Raw genomic sequence first — 24,311 nt, 5'->3', positions numbered from 1 at the left:
GCGACAGGATTCAAACCTGTAACCGGCTGATCCGTAGTCAGCTACTCTATTCAGTTGAGCTACGCGACCCTTTGTTTCGAATTATGAATATATTTTGTGACCGCGACAGGATTCAAACCTGTAACCGGCTGATCCGTAGTCAGCTACTCTATTCAGTTGAGCTACGCGGCCATTCTGTTAAACTTAAAAGTGATCGCGACAGGATTCAAACCTGTAACCGGCTGATCCGTAGTCAGCTACTCTATTCAGTTGAGCTACGCGACCCTTTGTTTTTGTTTAACGGGTGCAAAGATACGGACTTTTTTGAAAGTAGCAAGCGTTTACTACTATTTTTTCCCGAAATATTATTCAAAGAAACGATAATTGAAGAGCTGCCAACCCAGCGTTAATCCTACATTCCACTCTTTTTTCGGTGAGCTATAATGATTTACATAAGCAGAGATAGCACCGAATGAAAATTGGCATACAATTGATATTTCTCCTAAATATTCAAAACGAGAAAAGGCTTTTCCATAATATGCCTTATTTATCGAATTTCTCTCTATTGGGAAAATTGGCATAAAACCATAGAATTCTCCTCGCACATGAAACATTTGATTCAAACGATACACAGGCCGTACACCAGCTCCTACAAATTGATTGGCACGAAAAGCTTCATTATACATCAATTGCCCATGCGCTGTAGGCGCAAACTCTCCGGCCTGCATCATAGTAGCCGTATAGTTCTCGGAGAAATTTCTTGAAGAATACAATGCTTTCAGATACCACCCAAGCGTCCAATGCTCTGCCATTCTGTGATACTTCTCCTTCATATATGACAGTTGCAACCAGGAGTGCCGCTCCTCACTTGTCTTCTTTATATCTGAAGTTTCTCCCGGATAGAATCGTTCTTTTCCGGTAAATATCTGGGCCACAAGTTCCTCATGGCTGCCTTGTGTAGAAAATTGTCTGGCATTCAAGGTACTTCCATTAAAGCTGATTGAACCACCAAACAGGCTATATTCGCTTTTATCATATTTATCTTTATCAAAATCAATCACATTCTTCTGAAAGTAACGATCCTGTATCTTCGCCAGTCCCACTCCAAACTCAGCTCTTTTACTGGAAAGGAAAGGAAGTCCTACTTTCAGTTTCACAAAACGTTCATCTTTTTGATTGAATGCCGGCTTATCATTCCGCGAAAAGAGTTTCTCTTTCTTAAAATAATCGAACGTGCTGATAGAAGCTATCAACCGGTATGACGTAGGAATATTGGTAGCGAAATCAATCCTCCCCATCAACTGCACATTATTATAGATTTTACCTAATTGTCCGTCAAATGTCAGCTCTTTTGCATTATAATTCAAGTTTTGATAACTAAGTCCCAGATATATCTGATTGGAACTTGTGGTAGAAACATTACCTCCGATACGAACAGAGAAATTATCCTCCAGTTTGACTTTCAAATGCAAATCATACGTATCATCTTCCGGATTAAAAACAGCATGAGGGATAATCTCGGATATCATATTACCTGAAAGCAAACGGAAATAACCACGTTTCACATCTTCAAACGTAAACTCTTTATCATCAGAAGCATGAAACTCTTTCTTGATATAAGCCTGCTGTTGAGCATTGGCACCGTCAATCAATATATTTTTGAAGCGAAGTTCCGGATAATTACTTCGGTACACAAGCCTTCTAAGACGAATATTATCGAGATTTACCCTCCTGCGAATACGACTTTTGATAGAATCCATCATACTCATCGTACGATTATATCCAATGTCATGCAGTTCATCAATTCGCTGAAAATCCATCAGATTGACATCATCGTATTTAAAAGTCATCACAATGCCTTCAGATTCCGGAACCGAATAATCAGTTTTCTGCATTACCATGTTCTCTATCTGACTCATTAAATCATTTTCCTTCGGCTTTGTGGGATTGGTGGCTACAACACTACCAATAATAACATCAGGATGAAAATCATCACGCATCACATCCGTAGGAAAATTATTATAAATTCCGCCATCATAAGCCAAAACACTGTCTATTTCAATCGGCTTAAACATGAACGGGAAGCTCATAGAAGCACGTACAGCATCTCCCAGATCACCCCTATTCATAATCAGTTGTTTCTTATTATACACGTCAGAGGCTACACAACGAAAAGGTACAAAAAGCTTATTAAAATCTCCACCACAAGCTGCCGTAGCCCGAGCGTACAGATCAAGAAAAACAAGATTCATCTGTATTGGATTGACAACACTGGAAGGTAGAAACTGCGGTTTTATATTCAATGAATCACGAAAAGAAAGCCTGATATTTAAAAAATCAGGTGTCGGCTGGTTCTTTTTGAAGTAATACATATACTCTTCTTCCACCTCTCCGGAATACCAACGTTTAAATTCTTCCGACTTCAATAATATTTCCATATCATCCGGAGAATACCCCATAGCATACAAAGAGCCAACAATAGCCCCCATAGAAGTACCTGTAATATAGTCAATAGGAATATTATTCTCTTCAAGGGCACGAATAATACCGATGTGCGTCAGCCCTTTAGCTCCACCGCCACTCAACACAAGCCCCACTTTCTGGGCTTGCACCAATATAGGCAACAACAGCAAAAAAGTAATAAGCACTAAAGCTTTTTTCATAATCCCGGATAAAACAATTGATTTTTCATTAATTAATGCTCAAATATATGCAATAGTTTCCAATTAACGGGCAATTCAAAGGGATTTATAATCAAAAAAAGAGCATTGCTTCGCTTTAAGCGAGCAATGCTCTTCGGGAATTTATTTAAGAATTTAAAAGGGGCTAATTAAATAAGCTCAATGCTTCTTTTTACAAAGTTGTTCAACGCTTCACCCTTCAGCATGTTATTCTGCAACAGAGCAAGATCCACTAATTGGCGTACCACTTTATTTTTTTCAGCATATCCGGTGAAGATAGCGTCTTTCTTACCTTTCAGTTCATCCAGTTTCTTATCCAAATCTTTCAATTCATCCTTTTCTGAGGTAGGAATATCTTCATCCTTCTTACCTTCCTGCTTCTTTTTCAATGCATCACGTTGTTTGGTCGTATCATCAATAGAAAGTTGCAAAGGAACAATATCAGCGGCACAAGCTGCTTCTTCATCACTCAACACCTGCTTAATGAGCTTATGATCAGAATTCAGAACCAGATTGAACATATCCGGCATTTCTCCATAGAAACTCATACCTGCCTGTATATTGGCCATTTCCTTCATACGACGCATGTATTCACTCTGCGTAATCATGACAGGAGCAGAATTTTCACCCAACGCTTGTGTCATCACATTAAATTCGACCTTCTCAACTTTAGGCAACTGACTCTTGAATGCAACAGATAAAGCTTCTTGCTTGTTAGCATCCAGCACATCACCCTTCTTATCGTCTTTCACAATGATATTGTCTATTACATCACTATCAACACGGGTAAAACGAGATTTCTCAAATTTCTGTTCAAGCATGCTGACCATAGCAACATCCAACTGTCCATCCATAAGCAACACATTGTATCCCTTATTTTTAGCAGCTTCAATGTAGCTAAACTGTTCGTCTTTATTATTTGTATAAAGATAAATCAAATTTCCTTCCTTATCTGTCTGATTATCTTTAATTAGCATCTGATACTCTTCATAGGTATAATGCTTACCATCTGTATCGGTGAAAAGGGCAAATTTTGAAGCTTTCTCATAGAAATCTTCCTGCGTCAACATTCCATAATTGATAAATATTTTCAGGTCATTCCACTTCTCTTCAAACTGAGGACGATCATTCTTGAAAATAGATTGCAGACGGTCGGAAACCTTCTTAGTGATATATGTCGAAATCTTCTTCACGTTTGAATCGCTTTGCAAATAAGAACGTGAAACGTTCAACGGAATATCCGGTGAATCAATTACACCATGTAATAGTGTCAGAAAGTCGGGCACAATACCTTCTACAGAGTCTGTCACATAAACCTGATTGCTATACAACTGAATCTTATTTCTATTCAGTTCAATATTACTCTTTACTTTCGGGAAATAAAGAATACCAGTCAGATGGAAAGGATAATCTACATTCAAATGAATCCAGAACAAAGGCTCATCAGACATCGGATACAACTCTCTATAGAACTTTGTATAGTCCTCGTCTGAAAGTTCACTTGGTTTACGTGTCCACAATGGGGTAGTATCATTGATAATATTATCTTCTGCAGTTTCTACCTGCTTACCATCTTTCCACTCTTTTTTCTTACCGAATGCAATTGGAACAGGCAGGAATTTACAGTACTTTGTCAACAGACCGGATATACGTGTTTCTTCAAGGAACTCTTTACAGTCATCATCAATATAAAGTATGATATCTGTACCACGATCAGCCTTATCAACATCTTCCAAAGTAAACTCAGGACTACCATCACAAGTCCATTTCACAGCCTGAGCACCTTCCTTATAAGATTTTGTAATGATTTCAACTTTCTTTGCTACCATAAAGGCAGAGTAGAAACCAAGTCCGAAATGACCAATAATGGCATTCGCATCATTCTTATATTTTTCCAGGAAGTCATTGGCACCGGAGAAAGCTATCTGATTGATGTATTTATCAATTTCTTCGGCAGTCAGACCAATACCGCGATCGGAGATGGTAATTGTATCCTTATCAAGCGATACATGAATGGTCAAATCACCTAATTCTCCTTTAAACTCACTAATAGATGCCAGTGTATTCAACTTTTGAGTAGCATCGACAGCATTAGAAACCAACTCACGGAGAAAAATCTCATGATCACTATACAAGAACTTTTTGATGATAGGGAAAATGTTCTCTGTTGTAACCCCAATATTACCTTTCTGCATAATAATGTATATTTTTAATTTATCAGATTAATGTTTTCATGGAATATGAAAACAAAAAAAATGCCAGACCTTCCGATCTGACATTTTGACGTATTACAAGGAAATTTATTCCACAATATTTGCCTCTTTTTTCATCTCCAGTTCTCCTTTCTCCTCATTCAGGGACACCTTTATAGTATCTCCATCGACCAAAGTAGAGGAGATGATCAGTTCTGACAATCCGTCCTCCAGATATGTCTGTATAGCACGTTTCAACGGACGGGCACCAAACTGTACATCGTACCCTTTTTCAGCTATAAATTGTTTAGCCTTATCTTCGATAACCAAATTATAACCAATAGACTTGATCCTGTCATACAAGCCTTTAAGTTCTATATCAATAATTTGAGTTATCGCTTCCAAAGACAGCTGGTCAAAAGTAATAATCTCGTCGACACGATTTATGAATTCCGGAGCAAAGGATTTATTCAAAGCCTTCTGTATCACACCACGAGAAAATTCTTTATCATCAATACGGTTCTGAGTAGCAAAACCCACTCCGCGGCCAAAGTCTTTCAGCTGACGTGTACCTATGTTAGAAGTCATAATAATAACTGTATTTTTAAAATCTACCATTCTGCCATAACTGTCAGTCAACCGGCCTTCGTCCATAACCTGCAACAATAGATTAAAGACATCAGGATGCGCTTTCTCTATTTCATCAAGCAAAATAATAGAATAAGGTTTACGACGAACCTTTTCCGTCAACTGTCCACCTTCTTCATATCCCACATATCCCGGAGGTGCTCCGACAAGACGGGAAACAGTGAACTTCTCCATATACTCACTCATGTCAATACGAATTAAAGCATCCGAAGAACCAAACATATACTTGGCCAACTCTTTTGCTAAATGCGTTTTACCAACACCGGTAGGCCCCAGGAACATGAAAGTTCCAATCGGCTTATTCGGATCTTTTAATCCGACACGGCTACGCAGAATGGCTTTCACCAACTTCTCAATAGCCGGGTCCTGAGCAATAACCTTAGCCTGAAGAGACTCTTTCATCCCAGCCAGTTTAATACCTTCGGCCTGTGCCATACGCTGTACAGGAATACCGGACATCATAGAAACAACATTTGCAATTTCCTCTGCATCAACTGTCTGCCGATTGTCTTTCAATCGTTCTTCCCATTCTTGCTTCATACGGTCGAGCTCAGTAGTGAGTTCTTTTTCTTTATCCCGAAAACTGGCAGCAAGTTCAAAATTCTGCGATTTCACCGCATCATTCTTTTTACTTTTAGCTTCTTCAATCAATCTTTCCTGTTCTTCTATTTCTTTCGGAACATTAATATTGGTAAGATGCACACGCGAACCTGCTTCATCAAGAGCGTCAATTGCTTTATCCGGGAAATTACGGTCCGTTATATAACGATCTGTCAACTTGACACAAGCTTCTAAAGCTTCATCGGTATAGATCACGTTATGATGGTCTTCATACTTACTCTTGATATTCCGAAGAATCTGGAGAGTTTCTTCAGCCGTAGTAGGTTCTACCATAACTTTCTGGAACCGACGTTCCAATGCACCGTCTTTCTCTATATTTTTACGATACTCATCAAGAGTAGTGGCACCAATGCACTGTATTTCACCACGTGCAAGAGCCGGCTTCAACATATTGGCAGCATCCATAGAACCAGCAGCAGAACCCGCACCAACAATGGTATGCATCTCGTCAATAAACAGGATAACATTCGGATTTTTTTGCAACTCATTGAGAATGGAGCGAATACGTTCTTCAAATTGTCCGCGATATTTAGTTCCAGCAACAACCGATGTCATATCCAAAGCCACCACACGTTTATCGAATAAGATACGCGATACTTTTTTCTGGATAATACGAAGTGCCAAGCCTTCAACAATGGCTGATTTTCCAACCCCCGGTTCACCAATCAATATCGGATTGTTCTTTTTACGACGACTCAAAATCTGCGCCAGACGTTCTATTTCACGTTCACGGCCTACCACCGGATCCAGACGTCCTTCTTCTGCCGCTCTTGTCATATCTGTACCAAAATTATCGAGTACAGGAGTATCATTCGCCGGCTTTTTAGAAGCCGTTTGTGCCTGTTGCTGACGCTCTTCCGAACCACGACCACCAGAACGGGAAGCCCCCATTTCTTCTTCATCATCGTCATCTTCACTAAAGCCCATTCCGGCATTAATGTCTGGTTGCAATGACAACTGCTCAAACACTTTTTTGTAATCCACCTGGTTTGCTTCAAGTACAGAAGCAGCCACGTTATTACGATCTTTCAGAATAGCTAACAGAACATGTTCTGTATCAGCTACATTACTCTTCATTAAACGAGCTTCAAGAATACACATCTTGAGTATCTTAGCCGCCCCATTAGACAATGGAACTTCTGCATCAGGCAGCAGAAAATCATCTGCATCTGCCTTCAATATTACTTCAATCTGCTTTTTAATGTCGGTCAGATTTGTTTTGAGTTTAGACAATATCTCGATAGCTTTCCCTTCTCCGTCCCTAAGCATTCCCAGTAACAAATGTTCAGGGCCTATATACCTACTTCTCAAACGGTTCGCTTCTTCCTTACTGAAAACGATAATGTCGGAAACTCTTTGTGAGAATTGATTATTCATACTTTATTCCTTCCTTCTTAAGGTGTTATTCACTGGCAAAGATACGCATAACATTGATTTATGCGCAATATTTGCTTTATTTATTATAATAACAAATGCCGTGCCAAAAAAGATGCATACTTATATACCTTATTATATATAATAGTAAATACTTCTCATTTTAATCAAATAAGACTATTTCTTATCCTCATAAAAGGTGAGAACAAATACTAAAACATCCCCATGTTCTTTATCATAACACCCGGATGTTTTTGTATAAAACATCCGGGTGTTATGATAGCATGATATCTATAATAGTACTATTACCAAACGCTGATAGAACATCCATTAGATACCTGTATTTTAAGTTTAAAACACAGTACTTTTATTCCATATATCAATCCCAAAGATAGAAATGTATATTTCCAACTCTTATAATTAAGGATATACCAACACTCAAAAAGTTTATGCGAGAAAACTTTTGTATATCGTGAAAAAGTAGTACTTTAGCGTGGTTTTTCGTAAGCCATGAATGTATAATTAATAATCTTTTTAAATGCTTGAACAAGACAGAATTATAAAGATTAACATCGAGGAGGAAATGAAGTCATCTTACATTGACTACTCCATGTCGGTCATTGTTTCGCGTGCCCTTCCGGATGTTAGAGATGGATTTAAACCCGTTCACCGCAGAATACTCTACGGTATGATGGAATTGGGTAATACGTCAGATAAACCTTATAAAAAATCAGCCAGAATTGTGGGTGAGGTACTCGGTAAGTACCATCCGCACGGAGATTCTTCCGTATATTTAGCAATGGTACGTATGGCACAAGAATGGGCTATGCGTTATCCGTTAGTAGATGGCCAGGGTAACTTTGGTTCTGTGGATGGTGACAGTCCCGCAGCTATGCGTTATACAGAGGCCCGATTGAACAAGCTCGGCGAAGCTATGATGGAGGATCTTTATAAAGAAACCGTTGACTTCGAACCGAACTTCGACAATACGTTGGTGGAACCAACTGTAATGCCTACACGTATCCCTAATCTTCTGGTAAATGGCGCTTCCGGTATTGCTGTAGGTATGGCTACGAATATGCCACCTCACAACCTGTCCGAGGTTATCGATGCTTGTGATGCATATCTTGATAATCCCGAGATTACCGTAGAAGAGTTGATGAACTATGTCAAAGCACCTGACTTTCCGACAGGAGGGTATATATATGGTGTAACTGGTGTACGTGAAGCCTATTTAACGGGACGTGGTCGTGTAGTAATGCGTGCAAAAGCCGAAATTGAAACGGGACAAACACATGACAAGATCGTAGTTACTGAAATACCATACAATGTAAACAAGGCTGAATTAATTAAGTATATTGCTGATCTTGTAAATGATAAGAAGATAGAAGGCATTTCCAATGCAAATGACGAGTCCGACCGTGATGGTATGCGTATCGTTATCGATATAAAACGCGATGCAAATGCCAGCGTTGTTCTTAACAAGCTCTATAAGATGACGGCTTTGCAGACGTCTTTTGGTGTCAACAATGTGGCATTGGTACATGGGCGCCCTAAAACGCTGAATTTAAGAGACTTGATTAAGTACTTCGTAGAACACAGACGTGATGTAGTTATACGTCGTACTCAGTATGATCTGCGCAAAGCTAAAGAACGTGCTCACATTCTTGAAGGTTTGATTATAGCTTCAGATAATATTGATGAAGTTATCCGCATTATCCGTGCGGCAAAAACTCCGAACGATGCTATTGCCGGATTAATCAACCGCTTTGAACTGACAGAAATACAGGCACGTGCAATCGTAGAAATGCGTCTGCGTCAATTGACCGGACTAATGCAGGATCAGTTACATGCCGAATATGAAGAAGTAATGAATCTCATTGCTTATTTGGAAAGTATTCTTGCAGACGATGAGGTATGCCGTAAAGTTGTAAAAGATGAATTAATCGAAGTAAAAGCTAAATATGCTGACGAACGCCGGTCGGAAATTGTTTATTCATCTGAAGAGTTCAACCCTGAAGACTTCTATGCCGATGATGAAATGATTATCACCATCTCACATATGGGATACATAAAACGTACACCACTTACTGAATTCCGTGCACAAAATCGCGGTGGGGTAGGTTCGAAGGGTACAGAAACACGTGATGAAGACTTCATTGAACATATCTATCCGGCTACAATGCATAACACGATGATGTTCTTTACCCAAAAAGGTAAATGTTACTGGTTGAAAGTATACGAAATTCCTGAAGGAACGAAAAACTCTAAGGGACGTGCTATTCAGAACCTACTGAACATAGACTCTGATGACGCCGTAAATGCATATTTACGTGTAAAGAGCCTTGATGATCGAGAATATATCAACAGTCATTATGTATTGTTCTGTACAAAGAACGGTGTAATTAAGAAAACGTTGCTTGAACAATATTCTCGTCCACGTCAGAATGGTGTAAATGCGATCACGATCCGTGAAGACGACCGCGTTATCGAAGTTCGTATGACAAATGGTAATAATGAAATTATTATCGCAAACCGCAACGGACGTGCAATTCGCTTCCACGAAGCAGCAGTTCGCGTTATGGGACGTACGGCAACAGGTGTACGTGGTATTACACTCGACAACGACGGACAGGACGAAGTAGTAGGTATGATTTGCATAAAAGATCTTGAAACAGAATCTGTTATGGTAGTTTCTGAGCAGGGATACGGCAAACGTTCTGAAATTGAAGACTACCGTAAAACAAACCGTGGTGGCAAAGGTGTAAAAACAATGAACGTTACCGATAAAACAGGTAAAGTGGTAACAATCAAGTCAGTAACAGACGAAAATGATTTGATGATTATCAATAAATCCGGTATTACCATTCGTTTGAAAGTCGCAGATGTACGTATTATGGGACGCGCCACACAAGGCGTTCGCTTAATCAATCTGGAAAAACGCAATGACCAGATCGGGTCTGTATGTAAGGTTACAACGGAGAGTCTTGAAGATGAAGTCCCTACAGAAGAGATAGAAGGACAAATTCCGGTTGATCCTACAGCAGAAACATTTGAAGATACAGATACACCGGATGTTGCAGAGAATAATGAAGACGAAAACAAAGAAGAATAGACGTAATATTAATAATTAATCAAACAACAATCATGAAAAGAGTATTATTTTCAATGGTTCTACTGATGGCTGTCAGTTTCACATTTGCTCAACAGAAGAGCGTAAAAGAAGCTAAAGGCATTGCCAGCGATGTAAAACCTGACTTCAAAAAAGCTGAACAGCTGATTAACGGAGCATTGACTAATCCTGAAACAAAGGATGATGCAGCTACATGGGATGTAGCAGGCTTGATCCAAAAGAAAATCAACGAAAAGGAGATGGAAAATGCTTATCTGAGAAAACCCTATGATACATTGAAAGCGTACAACAGCATCCTGAAAATGTATGAGTACTTCTTGAAATGTGACGAATTGGCAGAAATACCTAACGAAAAAGGCAAGGTTAAAAATAAATATAGAAAAGCCAATGCTGCTTCAATGATGGCGGAACGTCCTAACCTGATCAATGGAGGAATACAGTATTTCAATCTTAATAAGAGCGCAGAAGCCTTGAAATTCTTCGGAACATACGTAGAATCAGCTTCTTATCCGATGTTGGAGAAAGAAAATCTGGCTGTATCTGACACGTTGCTACCTCAGATTGCGTATTACGCCACATTAGCTGCCAATGGAGTAGAGGATAAAGATGCTATCTTGAAATATGCTCCTATAGCAATTAAAGACAAAGATAATGGCTCAATTGCCATGCAGTTATGGGCAGATGCTTTAAAAGCAAAAGGTGATACTGCCAAATGGGTGGAATCTCTAAAAGAAGGTATCCTCAAATTCCCAGAAAATCAATACTTCTTTGCAAATCTTGTTGACTATTATAGCAGTTCTAACCAACCAGAAAAAGCAATGGAATTTGCTGACGGTATGTTGGCTAAAGATCCTAATAACAAATTGTATCTGTATGTGAAGGCATATCTTTATCACAATATGAAAGATTATGATAAAGCACTTGATTTCTACAAAAAAACAATTGAAGTTGATCCTCAATATGCAGAAGCTTATTCAAACTTAGGTTTAGTATTGCTGATGAAAGCTCAGGATTTTGCAGATCAGTCTACTACGGATGTTAACGATCCTAAGTATGCACAAGCTCAAGCTACTATCAAAAAATTCTATGAAGAAGCAAAACCTTATTATGAAAAGGCGAGAGAACTGAAACCTGATCAGAAAGATTTGTGGGCACCGGGTCTTTATAGAGTTTACTATAATTTAAACATGGGTACTGAATTTGACGAAATTGAAAAGTTGATGAATAACTAAAATTCAATTTGATATTTCCCCAAAATAGCATGAACGGCTGGAATAATTAATATTTCAGCCGTTTCTTTTTACACTTGATAGGATCTATATATAATAGGAGAGTAATTGATGAATAGTAACTTTCAACCATATAAAAAGGCAACTTACTCTTTACGAACAAATTGCCTTTTTATATTAAACATAATGCTGATTATTCCATTATTTTAAATGCCTTATTTTTTTCTTCTGATCATCCGTTAATAACAAGTAATGGTGTATCTGAATGGAAAATCATTTTCCGGGCAATACTTGGATTAAACAAACGAGCAAATATATTTCTTTTATAAGAAGTCAACGTGATAATATCGATTTTATTGGCTTTAATATATCCGTCAAAACTTTTAAGGAAATCATCATTCATCACCACATCATAATGAATTTCAAGTTCCGGATATTGTTTTTGGAAATATTCTTTAATACCAGCCAACTTTATTTCATTCCAAGTATCTTTTGCTTCTTTAACATCAGCAAGATAAATCAAAGATACGACGAAATTAAAAGGTTTCCAAGCATTTATAAAGGAATCAAAAGCTATTAAATCCCTTTGATCAAAATTAGTCATAAAAGCAACCCGCTTCACAGCACCGAATTCTCTAAATGGCGTGTTTTCTGGAATAGCCAATACTGCAGTACGACTGCGTTCAATCACTTCAGCAGTAACACTACCAATCAAATCAAGATCTTTCTGACTCTTACCACGAGTACCCATTATTATAATACGCGGATGTTGTTCTTTTGAATAGCGTAAAATCTCCTCTTCAGGTATTCCTTCACGCAATACACAAGTATATTTTACATCCGGAAACTCCCCGGAAGCTACTTTCTCTTTTATTTTATCAGCTAACGCATTCAAATCCGAATGAACTTTTTGTAAAATCATTTTAACCGTCTCCTCGTCACTTATCTGGTAGTTAAACACATCACCATAAGGCAACGAAGATGCATATATAGGTGTAAAATATACATGCAATAATAAAACTTCGGCTCCATAGGCTTTAGCCAAGTTAAAACCGAATTCACATGCTTTAATCGAATAATTAGAAAAGTCCACTGGAATAAGTATCTTCCTACTCTCATTATCATCCTCAACATTAGGTGTCTTCTCTCCCACTATACTTTCGGCTAACCAAACAGAACTCTCTGTAATCTTGAGCGCCCTTGGTAAATCACTTTCTTTTATGCGTAATCGGACACCTGATGAAACAACTGGTTGAATCTGATTCACATTATGAATATACGTCTCAATACCCTCATTTTCAAGGACATTTTTCAATATCTGAGCTTTTGTATAAGTCAGAATAGCTAAAGTAACTAATTTGTCTTCCATAATCCATTAATATATATGAATTTAACAAATAAGAAATCCCAATTGTTTTGATTCAATTGGGATTCTGCAAGTATATCTTTTCATTAAGCCTGCACAGGTTCGGTAGCTTCTTCTCTTTGCATACTCATATTTAGTTCATCAAGAATGCGAAGAGCCCGGTCAAGTACGGTAGTATCGTCAATCATCACTAACCCACCGTCCGGACCGGGCTCTAAATGTATTCCGACACTTTTACCCTCTTTAAAATTATGTCCGCCGAAGAAATTGCGTACTGTATCTACGTGTAGACCAAGTTCATCAGCTATTCTATGCATGCTACCGCTGGGCAATGAATCTTTAATTTTACGAAGCTCATTGAATGTTATTGTCCTCATGTCACATAAATTTAATGGTTAATACTAATGTGAATCATTATCACGCTATAAACTTAAGGAAAAAAAAAGATAAAACAAACTATTTACCTATTTTTTTTACTATATTAGATAAAATACAATTTTAGATAGATATTATATAGCAAAATCCCCATGTAGACATATCTACACGGGGATTTTTACTTTTATTTTAATTATTATTCCTATATTATTTCGATTGCAGAAGCGGGTATCCATCCCACTTTACCATCTTCTAAACGTATTTCTTTCCAGTCTTTCATGGAATTATCTTTTACATCTACTTTATGTCCTTCATGAAGAATAAACAAACTCGTTCCGCTGTCACTGGGAGTACTACGAACTGTAACACTCGGATTTATCACGATAGCATTATTACGGTTCAATAATTCGTCTTTCTGTTGTCCGGCAAATATATTCGTTAAAACAACTACAACCAGAAAAATGATCCCACATATAAAGCCCGCTTTCTTCAATACAATCTGCTTTGAGAAAATAAAGAAATAAAGAGATATAATCAATAATATAAAACAAGCAACACCCCACACAGCCCATGCATCTACGCTCATACTATTAACTAAAGAATTTATCCAGGAAACAAAAAAGATTTCCGGAACAGCTTCTACTTTATCAATCGTTTTGGAACGTGCTATCTCTAAATTGGCACGAATATCACTATTACCTGGTTGAAGCAGTAATGCACGTTCGTAATTCAATATTGCTTTGGCAATATCACCGGCTTTATAATAACTATTCCCAAGGTTATAGTAAACATCTGCAGCTTCACCTTTCCCCAACAGCGCCTCATAAATCTGAATAGCAGAAATATAATCGTTTCTCATATATGCACTGTCTCCTTCAGCTTTTGTAACATCTTCCAATTTAGAAGAGAACTGTTGCATACCAGCACTTATCGAGTCTGTTTCTACAGCCTGCAAAGAGTCTGTCTTCAACGAGTTCTGTCCAATAGAAGCTATTGAAACCAATAAACTAAATGCAAAAAACAATATTTTTTTCATGATGTTAATCTCTTCTAATTTAATGTTTTATTGAATTCTCCATCTTACTCATCACAGCCAAAGATGACGAATAGACTTTATCCATAGCCTGGCTTTCATCTCCCGGAGCAAAACGTGCAAATTCACATTCATTTAAAGCATCCAAAAACTCTTTAATCAATTCATCACTTACTCCATGATTTCTCAATTTCTCTTCCACATTATCCTTTGATAAGCGAGATACCGGGATATTCAGTTTATCACTTATATATCCCCACAAAGCTTTCAATACTTCATCATAGAATGCTTCTTTCTTATTTTCAGCAAGCAGTTTACCTGCCAGTTTCATACGCTTTGTAGCTACCTTATTTGCCTTCTTCGTACGCATTTTAGCCACATTAGCATTCTCGGCTGCCTGCTTACGATAAATAATAAAGAATATAATGAAAGCAATGGCAGGAATTATGTAGAACAACCAGTAAGTGAATGAACCATAGAAGAAACTTCCCTTAGGTTGAAGCGTTACATCTTTCAACTTAATATAACGAATATCTTCACCCAAAACTTTCAGGTCTTCTTTATTTGTGAAATTCGCAATCACTTGATCCGCATTACCAGCACCTTTCTCTACTTTTATTTCATAGTCTTCTGTTTTCAACGTCTTATAAGACTTGGATTTAATATCGAAATAAGAGAATGTTACAGCCGGTATCTTATAATTACCTGGATGACGCGGAATTGCTAAATATTCAATCACACGATTACCAGACAACCCGCTCGATGTCAAACGAACTTGGCTATCTACTTTGGGGTCATACACTTCGAAATCTTCCGGAAATTTCACCTCCGGATTTGAAAGCAATTTTAAATTTCCTGTACCGGAAATTACCAACTTAATCGTGATTGCATCATTTGTTTTTACATCCTTACTATTTATTGAAGAACTAATAGTAAACTCTCCTACTCCACCTGAGAAATCAGCAGGTTTCCCGGCAGGAAGAGCATTCACATTGATTGTAATAGCCGGAGTTGTAAGTACTTTCTTCACTTCAACAACGTTACTGCCTCCATTAAAGAATGCATCAAACGGATCGGCACTCCGTACTGCTTTCGCAACAGAGGCATCAAACCGTGCCGGCTCAATCGTGAGCTTTCCGGACTGTTGTGGAAATAACACAAACTGTCGAAAAACAGTAGTATAATAGTTTCTCCCTTTATAATGCTCTTGCGACCATTTTGCATTGGATGGACGTTCTATTTCCTGCGAATGAAAACCTTTAAAATCCGGTAATTTCACATTATCAAATTGCAACTGGCTTTCACGTGTATAAATTTTATAAGTCAGCAGAAAAGCCTCTTGCTCATAAACAGTTGTTTTTGTAGCTGTTGCTGTTACAAACAGGTCTTGACTGGAAACACTTGCAGAAGAATTTCTGCCAGAAGAACTATTCCCCTGAGTAGCCGCACCACTTGAAGTTGCAGCTGCACTTTGATCGGGTGGAAGCACTTTTATTTTTACAGAGTTAGAAACCATTTGATCTCCATCTGCCGTAATTGTTGCACCAGAAATAGAATAATCACCTTCAGTTGTTGCCATCAGAATATAGGTAAATGTGATTCCTTTTTCTGAAGACATCGCACCATTAATTATTTGCGTATTACTAAATGTACTTCGAGTAGGTCCCATCAATACATCAAACCCTTTGATAGATGGTGCACGAAAGTCTCTCACCTTCTGCGTAGTCACTGTATAAGATAACCTGAACTGGTCTCCCACCACTACTACATCAGGCGCTGATGCAGTAAACGATACTTTACCATCGGCAAAGACATTAGTGCTTGCTACTACAAATATTATCAATAAGAAAATCAGTTTTCTCATTTCTTTTGAAGTTTTTATCATCTTACTTTATTATTACCAATCTTTTTCGAGACGACCTCCCTGGATTACCTGCTGCTGTTTTTTAACTTTATCCTGGGTATCCTTTTCGTCCTGCATCACAGAATTAAGGAGTTGTTCAGCATTTTCCTTCGACATCTCATTATCTTTCTTCTCAGGCTTGGGTGGCTGCTGTTGCTGATCATCTTTCTTTTGATCATTTTGCTTATTCTGATCTTTTTGCTGATCCTGCTTCTTTTCCTGCTCATCCTTATTCTGATCTTGATTTTGATCCTGGTTTTGCTGATTCTGTTGCTGATCCTTCAACATCTTCTGTGCCAATGCCAGATTATAACGAGTTTCATCATCTTTAGGATTATTTCGCAACGACATTTTATAAGCTTCTACAGCCTGAGCATAATCTTTCCCCGCCTGAAATAAAACACCCATATTATGATAAATATGTGCCAGTTTCATTTTATCTTTCTCAATCTTACCAGCAGCCACATATTGCTCCATAGCATCTTTAAATTTCTGCTGCTGAGACAATGTATTACCCAAATTATACATAGACACTGTTGACTTGGGATTTACTTCCAATGCCTTCCGATAATTCACTTCAGCGTCTACGAATACACTATCGTTAAACAAACGATTTCCTTTACGGATATAGTCTCTCTCTATCTTTTGTGCTGAAGCTCCAGCTGCCAGTATCACAAACAGAATGAACAGAATATATTTACTTTTTGACATAAGCATAATTACTTCTTATTAGAGAACAAATGAATGTTCTTAAACAACGGATTCCTACGTTCCAATATCAACATCTCAGCTAATAATAAAAGCAAAATAATCCATGCAATAGCTTGGAACTGCTCGTTGAATTCTGTATATACCTTGGATTCAACATCTGATTTTGCCATTTTATTAATTTCCTGGTTAATAGCTTTTTGAGCAGAATTGGAATTATCAACACGTACATATATACCCTTACCATCTTTAGCGATTTCCTGACACATAGCTTCATTAAGTCGAGTTACCACTACATTTCCATCCCGATCACGACGAAAATCGTTCGTTCCTTCAACGGGAATCGGAGCCCCATCAGGAAGTCCTATTCCTAATACACTCACTTGGATTCCTTTTTCAGCCGCAACCTTAGCAGCTTCCACAGCTCCTCCTTCATGATTCTCACCATCAGTAATGACAATAATAGCCCGCCCTACTCCTTCTTGCGGAGTGAAACTACGTGTTGCAAGATTGATAGCAGCTCCGATGGCAGTTCCCTGTTTAGAGATCAGCGAAGGATTAATAGACTCCAGAAACATTTTAGCAGAAATATAATCACTTGTAATCGGAAGTTGGGTAAAAGCATCACCTGCAAACACAATCATACCTACCTTGTCATTTTCCATTTCATCTACCAATCTAGAAATAAGACGCTTGGCTCTTTCCAAACGGTTTGGTTGAACATCCTGCGCCAACATAGAGTTAGAGATATCAAGTGCAATTATTACCTCTACTCCTTTACGTTTCACTGTTTCCAGTTTTGAACCAAACTGCGGACGTGCCAACAATACAGCAAACAATCCGATTGCAGCAAAAATCAACCAAAATTTCACATCCGGACGATATTTGGAAACGTCAGACATAAGTTGTGCCATCAATACCGGATCACCAAAACGACGAATAGCTTTTCGCTTTCTGTAATTAGAATACAGATAGAAAACAGCTAATAACGGTAATAGCAGCAACAGATATAAATATGCAGGTTCTTCAAATCGAAACATCTTTCTATTTAAATTTTACGATTTACAATTTACGATTGAAATCACATTTATACTATGGAATCTTCTTAAGAATTGAGTTACGCAACAGTACCTCAAGCAATATACAAAGAAAAGCTGCTAAGGCAAACCAGCGATATTCTTCCTGACGTTTGCTATATTCTTTAACACTCAACTTTGTTTTTTCCAGTTTATCAATTTCTTCATAAACCTCTTTCAACTTTGAATTACTGGTAGCCCGGAAATAATTTCCGTCTGTTGTACCTGCAATCTCAGTCAACGTCTTTTCGTCAATTTCAACAGGTATATTTACATACTGCACAGAATTTCCTATCGGATACGGATAAGGAGCCATGCCATTTGTACCGACACCAATTGTATATACGCGAATACCAAAACTCTTAGCTATCTCAGCAGCAGTTAAAGGAGAAATATCTCCTTTATTATTCGTACCGTCAGTTAACAAAATAATAACCTTTGATTTTGCTTTACTATCTTTCAAACGCGTAACTGCATTAGCAATACCCATACCTATTGCTGTCCCGTCTGTCACAATACCACATTTAATACTTTGAAACAAGTTGAGCAACACTGCATGATCCACTGTTAAAGGACACTGCGTGAAACTTTCACCAGCAAATAAAGTCAAACCAATATTGTCATTCGGACGTCCATTAATAAATTCAGCTGCTACATCTTTAGCGGCTTCCAATCTATTAGGCTTTAAATCCTCAGCAAGCATACTGGTAGATACGTCAATAGCAAGCATAATATCAATACCCTCTATTTCGCTATTTTGCCAGTTATCCGTAGTCTGAGGTCGGGCAAGTACCAGAATAATCAATATCAATGCTATGATTCGAAGTCCAAATGGTACATGCAACAAATAGTTCTTATAACTTTTTGGTGTATGTGCATATACCCGGGCATCCGAAACTTGAAGCGTTGCCTGGCTTTTCTTCCACTTTAAAACATACCATACGATATAAGGTATGAGCAACAGCAGCAAAAATAAATATTCAATATTGGCAAAAACCATTCTATTTACGATTTTACAATTTACTATTCACGATTGAGAAATGCTCCTTTAAGCAAAGAGATTATAAAGTTGCATTCCAATATATACAAAAGTACCTACAAGAGCTACTGATAATAAAACAATGCCACAAATAAGCAATATCTTAGCACGCAATGAACGTTTTTCTATAATCGTAATCTCCGTTGGTTGCGGCTTCTGGTTCTCCTCATCAGGCTGCTTAGTTTCATTAATAAAATCAATAGCATTAATCAGATTGGCATCATTCTCATTCATTTGAGGATCATGCTTAGCAAACTTTACTAAATCCGCTGTTTGGAAGAGCTCCTTCAAATCTGCAATAGCTTCTTTATCATTCATTTCCATCAGATTATCAATGATTTCCGAAGAAGTCATCTCTAACGCATTGAAACCAAAACGATCTTTTATATAAGTACGAAGAGTATCTGTAAGTTCCGTGTAATATTCCTTCGGAAGTCCTTTTTGCCATACCTTCTCATTCTTAATACGTTCGATCTCTTTCATAGCAGCCTGATGTGGAGGCAATTTGGGCTCTACTTTCACCTTACGTATAATTGGCTTATTATCACGAATACGTATGATAAAATAAATAAGCAAAGCAAGTAGCGGTAATGCAAGGAATGAACATCCGATTAGTCCATACCAATCTTCCCAAACAAAAGGAGCTTTCATTACGGCTTTCTGCCCAAAGAATTGATCCGGATGCAAGGTATCCACTGGCATTGAGTACACTTTCAATGCTAATGCCTTCGACTTATACTCTTTATTATCAACCGTCACCACCATTGGAGGTAAATAGTAAAGAGCAGAATCAAAAGATGTTACAGTATATTCTTGTGTGATCAACAATCGCTGACGATCATTCAAGAATTGTGTATCCGGTTTAGCAGTTTCCACAATTTCCACTCCGCGTACTATTGTATCAGTATAAGCAGGCAAAACAGCTCGCTGCTTTGCATCCATTGCCACCTGCAATTGTATCTTTGCCTGTTCTCCAATGAGAATCTGCAAAGAATCTATTTTAGCTTCAACAGTAACAGACTGTGCAACAGCCCTACCAGATAACAAAAACAACAGTATTATTAGAAAACTATTTCTATTCATTGTCTTTCCGTTAATTTCGTTTGGCAAACAAGTTCAACAACGCCTTTACATAGTCCTGATCTGTACGTACCGATACTGAATCTACATTACTTTTAGTAAAGATGTCACTCAGTTCATCCTGTTTACTTACCCACCAATTGTGATGTGCCTGACGAACTGCTTTCGACGAAGTATCAATCCATTGTTCATGCCCGGTTTCGGCATCTTTAATTTTCATCAATCCTATTGGTGGAAGTTCAGCCACACGCCTATCGTAAACCTGAACGGCTACTACATCATGCTTCCGGTTGGCAATCGTCATGGCATTCTTGAAATTTTCCTGATCAATAAAATCAGATAGAATAAAAGCAGTACAACGCCTTTTCATTACATTCGTCAAGTACTCCAGTGCTAACCGAATATTTGTACGACGGCTTTCAGGTTTAAAATCAATTAATTCACGAATTATATAAAGAATATGTTTACGTCCTTTCTTAGGAGGAATGAACTTCTCTATTCGATCAGAGAAAAAGATTACACCAATTTTATCATTGTTCTGAATAGCCGAAAATGCCAATGTTGCAGCAATCTCAGTTATCATATCTTTCTTCATCTGCTTAACAGTACCAAATTCCAAACTACCGGAAACATCAACCATCAACATCACTGTCAGCTCACGTTCTTCTTCAAACACCTTAATATAGGGTTTATTAAAACGCGCAGTCACATTCCAGTCGATATCACGAATATCGTCACCAAACTGATATTCACGCACCTCTGAAAACGCCATACCTCTACCTTTGAAAGCCGAATGATACTGACCTGCAAAAATATTGTTAGACAATCCACGCGTCTTTATTTCAATCTGACGGACCTTTTTTAATATTTCACTTGTTTCCATCTATTTAATTGAGAATTGAGATTTGAAAATCGAGAATTATTCATCACTCAATCAAAGTTAAGGCACTTCAACTTTATTCAATATCTTACTGATAATTTCATCTGAAGTTATATTGCTGGCTTCTGCCTCATACGTCAAACCAATACGATGACGAAGTACATCATGAGCTACAGCACGCACATCTTCCGGTATTACATACCCACGTCGTTTAATGAATGCATACGTACGCGCAGCCAACGCAAGATTAATAGAAGCACGTGGAGAACCACCAAATCCAATCATATCTTTCAACTCCTTCAAGTCATATTTCTCAGGATAACGTGTCGCAAATACAATATCTACAATATAACGCTCTATTTTCTCATCCAGATAAACCTGACGAACGACTTTACGAGCCTCAAGAATTTCATCTGCCTTGAGAATAGGCTTTACATTAAATTTCTCACCATTAATATTCTGACGAATAATCAATTTTTCTTCTTCCAACTTCGGATAATCAATGACCACCTTCAACATAAAACGGTCTACCTGTGCTTCCGGCAACGGATAAGTACCTTCTTGCTCAATCGGATTTTGAGTAGCCAATACTAAGAAAGGTTCAGGCAAAAGAAAAGTTTGTTTACCAATAGTAACCTGACGTTCCTGCATCGCTTCAAGCAAAGCACTCTGTACTTTAGCCGGTGCACGGTTTATTTCATCAGCCAATACAAAATTAGCAAAAACAGGACCTTTTTTTACCTGAAATGATTCGTCTTTCTGACTGTAAACCATTGTACCAATAACGTCAGCAGGCAATAAGTCGGGGGTAAATTGTACACGACTATATTGTGCATCAATCAATGATGCCAACGTTTTGATTGCTAATGTCTTTGCCAAACCAGGCACACCTTCCAACAGTACATGCCCGTCAGAAAGAAGTCCAATAAGCAGCGACTCTACCAAATGTTTCTGACCAACAATAATCTGGTCCATGCCTGTTGTAAGATTGGTAACGAAAGCACTTTGTCTTTCAATCCGCTCATTCAGTTCGCGGATATCAATTGATTCAGCCATAAATACTTAATATTTTATTGTTTAATTACCACAAATAATAAATAAGCCTCTTGTTTGTGTAAGGCTTTTTAATTCGATTCCAAAAGTACGCCATAAAATTAACCATTGCAACTAATTTTTATTAAAAAACAATGCGAAACCTTTAGATTAAGGTACTTTTATATGGTTTAGCAGTTCCATAACATTTCGTTCCTATACAAAAAACTCCGCCTGAATGAAACAAACATGTACATTCAGGCGAAGTAAAAAGTCCGGGTTATTATTTCCTTACTAATTCAGGGATCTTAATTGTAGTTCCATACGGCACATTATCGGGATTTTTAATAACTCCCGGATTGTGTTTTACAATGTATGGCCACAAAGCTTTAGTTCCATAAAAACGTAAAGCAACTCTTGTTAATGTTTCCCCTTCTTTGATAGTATATGTAGTTTTAGTTCCCGTTATAATATAACTAACAGAATCCGGCTTGAAAGGAACAGACTTAGCTGTTGTCGATTTACCTGCATCTTTCTTCACTGTTTCCGGTTCTTTTTTAGATACAGGAACAACCACCGGAATTTCTTCTTTCACAGGAGGAACAACTTCAGCAACCGTATCTTCTCTGACTATTGTATCTTGAAGAATAACCGGTTCCGAAGTAGGCTGAACAGCTTTTTCCATTTCCTTCACTTTTTCAATTCTGTCCGAAGAATCAAAAAGATCAGGATAATAGATGAAAAGCAAAGCCCCTCCACAAAGCAATAATACAATAACGATGATCGCAATAAGATAAGGTACCGGAGACCTTTCAGATTTCACCTGCTTGGGTTTACTTTTTCTTTTAACCGGCACTTCATTCGCCACTGTTGAAACAGCCAATTCCCGGGCTATTATTTCTTCTGCAGACAACTTTGGAGCTACTGATTGAGAATTCTCCGGATCTGTTGTTTTTTCCTTATCCAATTGAGAAGGTTGATTTACAGAAGGAGTAGCTTCTTTCTCCATAATAATATCGTCTGAAACTCCTTTTTCACCAACTATTATTTCATTTTTCACCTCTTCTATTTTCGGTACTACAACTTCAGTAACCGCTGTATCTTCCTCAGTAGCAACTTCATCTACCGTATCTTGTCCTTCTGTCGCCACTGAAGTATTTCCCACAGCAGAAACGTCTTGCTCCTTTTCCTCTATCGAAGACTTTTCTTCTTCAACTATTTCCTCAGTACTCTCTACTTCCCCGATGCTTTCTTCAGGATTCACTCTCCCCACACTCTGGGATACAGATTCCTCTTCTGTCAATTCCCCATCATCATCCGAATCCATCACCGGAGTATCTTCCAAAACAGTCTTTTCATTCAACACTACCGTTTCAAAATGAGAAAATGGCTTATTAATAATATCACGTAATGAACCATCCGGAATAAAGGAAACCTTTGTATAACCTTGTATCTGAAATCGTTCACCCGTATTAACCTTCACACTCTCCCTGCTTTCCACATCTACCAGTTTGAAAGTACCAAAGCCTTTAATTTTCACAGACCTGTCCTGTTCAAGAGCTTCTTCTATCAAAAGAAAGAACTCTTTAACAAATTTATCGGCATCTTTTTTATCCATGCCGTATTTCTCAGATAATAAGTCTATAAAATTCTGCAGATATAACCTTTCATTCATGAGAGTGAACTTTTATTTAAACTTATCTTTTAATTGGGCACTCGGTCTGTATGTCAAAACCAATTTAGGAGGAACAAGCATTCGTTGCTTCGTTGTTGGATTGACTGTAATACGTTCTGCTTTCTTCTTTACTTCAAAGGTTCCAAAACCCTGTATTGTAACTACATTTCCCTCTTGTAATTCCTGGGTCATACCCGACAATAAAGAGGATGATAATTCGGATGTATCCTTAATTGTATATCCTAATCTACGTGATAACTCTGAAATAAAATCTTTATTATTCAAAT

General features: G+C 37.8%; 17 protein-coding genes and 2 tRNA genes. 2 read left to right on the top strand and 17 right to left on the bottom strand.

Annotated elements, in window-relative coordinates; genetic code table 11:
• Positions 1–97: 97 nt before the first annotated feature.
• From ACESQI_RS04135 to ACESQI_RS04115, 5 genes are all read right to left on the bottom strand, one after another.
• A tRNA-Arg gene (locus tag ACESQI_RS04135) sits at positions 98–171 on the bottom strand.
• 19 nt (positions 172–190) lie between these two features.
• Positions 191–264: transfer RNA gene (locus ACESQI_RS04130), tRNA-Arg, on the bottom strand.
• Positions 265–344: 80 nt separating this feature from the next.
• Positions 345–2,642, bottom strand: a complete 2,298-nt coding sequence (locus ACESQI_RS04125) for a patatin-like phospholipase family protein (RefSeq protein ID WP_373125480.1) — start codon at positions 2,640–2,642, stop codon at positions 345–347.
• Positions 2,643–2,809: 167 nt separating this feature from the next.
• Positions 2,810–4,855, bottom strand: a complete 2,046-nt coding sequence (gene htpG, locus ACESQI_RS04120; RefSeq protein WP_007485667.1) for a molecular chaperone HtpG — start codon at positions 4,853–4,855, stop codon at positions 2,810–2,812.
• Positions 4,856–4,960: 105 nt separating this feature from the next.
• Positions 4,961–7,498: an ATP-dependent Clp protease ATP-binding subunit gene (locus ACESQI_RS04115; RefSeq protein ID WP_373125479.1), complete on the bottom strand. Its 2,538-nt coding sequence runs from the start codon at positions 7,496–7,498 to the stop codon at positions 4,961–4,963.
• Positions 7,499–8,033: 535 nt separating this feature from the next.
• Between ACESQI_RS04115 and gyrA the strand changes: the two genes are divergently transcribed.
• A complete protein-coding gene (gyrA, locus tag ACESQI_RS04110; RefSeq protein WP_007485669.1) occupies positions 8,034–10,610 on the top strand; it encodes a DNA gyrase subunit A in 2,577 nt (858 codons plus the stop codon).
• A gap of 32 nt (positions 10,611–10,642) precedes the next feature.
• On the top strand, positions 10,643–11,860 hold the full coding sequence (locus tag ACESQI_RS04105; RefSeq protein ID WP_002560171.1) for a M48 family metallopeptidase: 1,218 nt from the start codon (positions 10,643–10,645) through the stop codon (positions 11,858–11,860).
• 229 nt (positions 11,861–12,089) lie between these two features.
• Here ACESQI_RS04105 and ACESQI_RS04100 read toward each other — a convergent pair whose 3' ends face one another.
• The 12 genes from ACESQI_RS04100 to ACESQI_RS04045 form a co-directional block, all read right to left on the bottom strand.
• Entirely contained in the window at positions 12,090–13,226 is a 1,137-nt protein-coding gene (locus tag ACESQI_RS04100; protein ID WP_002560170.1) for a universal stress protein, read from the bottom strand.
• 83 nt (positions 13,227–13,309) lie between these two features.
• Positions 13,310–13,600 carry a hypothetical protein gene (locus ACESQI_RS04095; RefSeq protein ID WP_002560169.1) on the bottom strand — a complete coding sequence of 97 codons (291 nt, stop codon included), beginning with the start codon at positions 13,598–13,600 and terminating at the stop codon, positions 13,310–13,312.
• 200 nt (positions 13,601–13,800) lie between these two features.
• Complete coding sequence (locus tag ACESQI_RS04090) at positions 13,801–14,634, bottom strand: tetratricopeptide repeat protein (RefSeq protein WP_002560168.1); 834 nt, start codon at positions 14,632–14,634, stop codon at positions 13,801–13,803.
• Between the two features lie 19 nt (positions 14,635–14,653).
• Positions 14,654–16,495, bottom strand: coding sequence for a BatD family protein (locus tag ACESQI_RS04085; protein ID WP_007485673.1), 1,842 nt, complete (start codon positions 16,493–16,495; stop codon positions 14,654–14,656).
• 33 nt (positions 16,496–16,528) lie between these two features.
• Positions 16,529–17,245 carry a tetratricopeptide repeat protein gene (locus ACESQI_RS04080; RefSeq protein ID WP_195349227.1) on the bottom strand — a complete coding sequence of 239 codons (717 nt, stop codon included), beginning with the start codon at positions 17,243–17,245 and terminating at the stop codon, positions 16,529–16,531.
• An 8-nt stretch (positions 17,246–17,253) separates the two neighbouring features.
• Positions 17,254–18,282, bottom strand: a complete 1,029-nt coding sequence (locus ACESQI_RS04075; RefSeq protein WP_195660389.1) for a VWA domain-containing protein — start codon at positions 18,280–18,282, stop codon at positions 17,254–17,256.
• Positions 18,283–18,334: 52 nt separating this feature from the next.
• Positions 18,335–19,318 (bottom strand): VWA domain-containing protein, encoded by a 984-nt coding sequence (locus tag ACESQI_RS04070; RefSeq protein WP_195660388.1) that lies wholly within the window; start codon positions 19,316–19,318, stop codon positions 18,335–18,337.
• Between the two features lie 48 nt (positions 19,319–19,366).
• Positions 19,367–20,440, bottom strand: a complete 1,074-nt coding sequence (locus tag ACESQI_RS04065) for a membrane exported protein (protein WP_025868009.1) — start codon at positions 20,438–20,440, stop codon at positions 19,367–19,369.
• A gap of 10 nt (positions 20,441–20,450) precedes the next feature.
• Positions 20,451–21,320, bottom strand: coding sequence for a DUF58 domain-containing protein (locus ACESQI_RS04060; RefSeq protein WP_007485679.1), 870 nt, complete (start codon positions 21,318–21,320; stop codon positions 20,451–20,453).
• A gap of 57 nt (positions 21,321–21,377) precedes the next feature.
• On the bottom strand, positions 21,378–22,373 hold the full coding sequence (locus ACESQI_RS04055; RefSeq protein WP_002560161.1) for a MoxR family ATPase: 996 nt from the start codon (positions 22,371–22,373) through the stop codon (positions 21,378–21,380).
• 259 nt (positions 22,374–22,632) lie between these two features.
• Positions 22,633–24,024, bottom strand: coding sequence for an HU family DNA-binding protein (locus ACESQI_RS04050; protein WP_195660387.1), 1,392 nt, complete (start codon positions 24,022–24,024; stop codon positions 22,633–22,635).
• Between the two features lie 12 nt (positions 24,025–24,036).
• Positions 24,037–24,309 (bottom strand): HU family DNA-binding protein, encoded by a 273-nt coding sequence (locus ACESQI_RS04045; protein ID WP_195660386.1) that lies wholly within the window; start codon positions 24,307–24,309, stop codon positions 24,037–24,039.
• Between the last annotated feature and the right edge of the window lie 2 nt (positions 24,310–24,311).

Origin of the sequence: Bacteroides sp. HPS0048, assembly GCF_964240755.1 — a bacterium.
Classification (GTDB): Bacteria; Bacteroidota; Bacteroidia; order Bacteroidales; family Bacteroidaceae; genus Bacteroides; species Bacteroides nordii.
The sequence above is the reverse complement of the archived record's forward strand: the minus strand, read 5'-3'. Positions and strand labels throughout refer to the sequence as shown.

What these genes read in the sequence shown, in the direction of transcription:
- ACESQI_RS04055 (WP_002560161.1), bottom strand. Translation starts at nt 22,373, where the DNA reads ATGGCTGAATCAATTGATATCCGCGAACTGAATGAGCGGATTGAAAGA.
- gyrA (WP_007485669.1), top strand. Translation starts at nt 8,034, where the DNA reads ATGCTTGAACAAGACAGAATTATAAAGATTAACATCGAGGAGGAAATG.
- ACESQI_RS04060 (WP_007485679.1), bottom strand. Translation starts at nt 21,320, where the DNA reads ATGGAAACAAGTGAAATATTAAAAAAGGTCCGTCAGATTGAAATAAAG.
- ACESQI_RS04100 (WP_002560170.1), bottom strand. Translation starts at nt 13,226, where the DNA reads ATGGAAGACAAATTAGTTACTTTAGCTATTCTGACTTATACAAAAGCT.
- ACESQI_RS04065 (WP_025868009.1), bottom strand. Translation starts at nt 20,440, where the DNA reads ATGAATAGAAATAGTTTTCTAATAATACTGTTGTTTTTGTTATCTGGT.
- ACESQI_RS04050 (WP_195660387.1), bottom strand. Translation starts at nt 24,024, where the DNA reads ATGAATGAAAGGTTATATCTGCAGAATTTTATAGACTTATTATCTGAG.
- ACESQI_RS04085 (WP_007485673.1), bottom strand. Translation starts at nt 16,495, where the DNA reads ATGAGAAAACTGATTTTCTTATTGATAATATTTGTAGTAGCAAGCACT.
- ACESQI_RS04125 (WP_373125480.1), bottom strand. Translation starts at nt 2,642, where the DNA reads ATGAAAAAAGCTTTAGTGCTTATTACTTTTTTGCTGTTGTTGCCTATA.
- ACESQI_RS04075 (WP_195660389.1), bottom strand. Translation starts at nt 18,282, where the DNA reads ATGTTTCGATTTGAAGAACCTGCATATTTATATCTGTTGCTGCTATTA.
- ACESQI_RS04115 (WP_373125479.1), bottom strand. Translation starts at nt 7,498, where the DNA reads ATGAATAATCAATTCTCACAAAGAGTTTCCGACATTATCGTTTTCAGT.
- ACESQI_RS04095 (WP_002560169.1), bottom strand. Translation starts at nt 13,600, where the DNA reads ATGAGGACAATAACATTCAATGAGCTTCGTAAAATTAAAGATTCATTG.
- ACESQI_RS04080 (WP_195349227.1), bottom strand. Translation starts at nt 17,245, where the DNA reads ATGTCAAAAAGTAAATATATTCTGTTCATTCTGTTTGTGATACTGGCA.
- htpG (WP_007485667.1), bottom strand. Translation starts at nt 4,855, where the DNA reads ATGCAGAAAGGTAATATTGGGGTTACAACAGAGAACATTTTCCCTATC.
- ACESQI_RS04105 (WP_002560171.1), top strand. Translation starts at nt 10,643, where the DNA reads ATGAAAAGAGTATTATTTTCAATGGTTCTACTGATGGCTGTCAGTTTC.
- ACESQI_RS04090 (WP_002560168.1), bottom strand. Translation starts at nt 14,634, where the DNA reads ATGAAAAAAATATTGTTTTTTGCATTTAGTTTATTGGTTTCAATAGCT.
- ACESQI_RS04070 (WP_195660388.1), bottom strand. Translation starts at nt 19,318, where the DNA reads ATGGTTTTTGCCAATATTGAATATTTATTTTTGCTGCTGTTGCTCATA.